General features: G+C 44.0%; 2 protein-coding genes. Both read right to left on the bottom strand.

Features of this window, described 5'->3' with window-relative positions; genetic code table 11:
* Positions 1–161: 161 nt before the first annotated feature.
* A complete protein-coding gene (locus tag JF818_RS04290) occupies positions 162–752 on the bottom strand; it encodes an NUDIX domain-containing protein (RefSeq protein WP_198890739.1) in 591 nt (196 codons plus the stop codon).
* Positions 749–2,310 (bottom strand): hypothetical protein (locus tag JF818_RS04295; RefSeq protein ID WP_233066012.1); only part of this gene is annotated, 1,562 nt, incomplete at its 5' end. The genes JF818_RS04290 and JF818_RS04295, both read right to left, overlap by 4 nt.

Raw genomic sequence — 2,310 nt, forward strand, 5'->3', positions numbered from 1 at the left:
GAGTATCACTTGGTCGATATCCCAATTCTTTGATTCCAATATTGAAAAGATAAATAGCCTGGAGGCAATAAGATTTCCACCAGGGAACTGATACCTTGTCAAACGATACCCAGTTGAATCATTCTCGGCTTTCTTGTACATGCCTGTTCCGATTGATGAAATCAATGTGTATGGCATACGGTTTCCTCCAGTTGTAGGGCAAGTTGTGTCCAGATTTCTAGATTTCGCTTGTTTACTTCAGATAAGGGGAGCCATACACAATCAACAAGTTCTTCAGCAGGCATGAAAGCGTTTCCGCGTTGTTGTTCCAACAAAAAAACCAGACCAATATGGTGGAGGCCTACAGAAGTTTCATCTTCATGGATAGTCCCTATCATTGATAGGACACATTTTGTTGAGTCAAAGTCGGCAAATTCCTCTGACAGCTCTCTCATCACTCCTGCCTTAATGGTATCGATTACTGTCTTCCGCTTGTCACAGTCATCAATATGGCCTCCTACCCCGCAGGACCAGAAGTTGTGCAATCGTCTCTCTGCCCCGCCCCTGCGATAGCAAGCAAAATCCCCTTGGGCGTTCTTCACGAGGATGTAGGGAATGATTTGTTTGAAATGCGTATTGCTTTCAATCCCTGGGCGGTCCTTCCACAGCATGTCCTCCAGACTCAGCTCCTCTACAAAGGTTTTCGAGGAGAAATAGGTCCCACGGAACCACTCGCCCAGTGGCGAATCAACGGGAATGCAGCAAACACTCATATAATCTCTCCTGCCTGAATCAAGGCCAGTATTTTGTTCTCGAACGAGATCATCAGCCGCCGCTTAGTCTCTGAATCAAGGAATGCGACATTCAAACTGTTCCTAATTAAAACGATGCAGTCCCAGAGTGAGAGACCATTGCTGAGCACGCCTGCCTTAAAAAACTCATACGGAACCGATGTCCTGGAAATACCACAGTTATCAGTATTCACCGTCACCTTCAAACCTCGTTCCATATATTCTGAAAGAGGATACCCTTTCTGATATCCAATAATCTGGTCATTGCTGGAAGGGCAAAGTTCTATTCCTATATGTTTGTCTATGAATCGATTGAGCAGGTCAGGCCTGTCGAGCAATCGAAGTCCATGGCCAATCCTATCAGCTGCGAGGTAGTACACCGCTTCCCAGATATTTTCAACAGATTCGGTTTCCCCAGCATGGATGGTAACATGCAAACATTCACGGAGCAACGGAAGGAAACTTTCTCTGAGTTCAGCAGGACTCTGGGCTCCCTCCGTACCAGCAAGGTCCACCCCTACAAACTTTCTTGCGAACCGTTCATTAGCCCTAGATAAGGACAATAATTCTTCCACACGTTTGGAAATTTCCTCTTTGGTGGAGGTTCGTCCCATGATGACAATAATTCGGTATTCGATGCCAGATTCGTCTATAGAATCGAAAATGCTGTCCAGTACTTCTGTTAGGGACAATCCATATTCACAGTATTTGTATGGTGAGCAACGGATTTCCACATATTCGACACCTTCCTCCTTGAGTTTTGAAGCATAGATTTTACAGGCGGCTCGGATCAGACCACTGGTCTGTAAAAGCATGCTGCCCTGAAAATCTCCTAATTGCTGGTACTTCTCGATCCCAATGGATTGGAAACCAGATGATGTATCAAGTGTCGAATAAACTAATTTTTCAAAAAGTTCTGGCTGTTCCAGCAGAGTAGCCAAGAATATAATGTTTCTCTCGAATGAACGGTGTTTAGTCGAAACAGGAATAGTCGATTTCAATTGCAACAAGACATCATATGCATGTTGCTGTACAGCTTGATGGATTAGCCCATAAAATTGTAGCAACTCACTATCTTGCTTGAGCTCTTTTACAAGCAACATATTGGATTCAATGCACTGCAGAATTTCGGTAGGGGCAAGAACTCCACCAAGATGGCTATGGAGGTCACATTTTGGTAGCTTTTGGATCAAGGAAAGATCTTTGGTTTCATCATTACCAATTATATGTGCCTTCAATTTTGCAATGACAGCAGAATCCAAGACATACATCCCACGAAAGGAATTCCGCCTCATCCCAGCTTCAGACCGGAGAGATCCCAAAAAATTCAGGTATAGGCAGTTGGAATCCAACCTCCTTCTCTCTATTTCCTCAAGAAGCGAAAGATCTTCTCCGAAAGAAGCAATTACCCCTGCTTCAGGTATAGCTAAAGGGAATTCTGATTTGGTTATCTGAGACGGCCCACTATCAAGCAATACACTCCTAGCCATATGCTCATTAATGACCAGAGGCAAAAATAATTTCCCATACTGGTTAAAAT

The sequence above is a fragment of the Sphaerochaeta sp. S2 genome, from assembly GCF_016406725.1.
In the GTDB taxonomy this organism is placed as follows: Bacteria; Spirochaetota; Spirochaetia; order Sphaerochaetales; family Sphaerochaetaceae; genus Sphaerochaeta.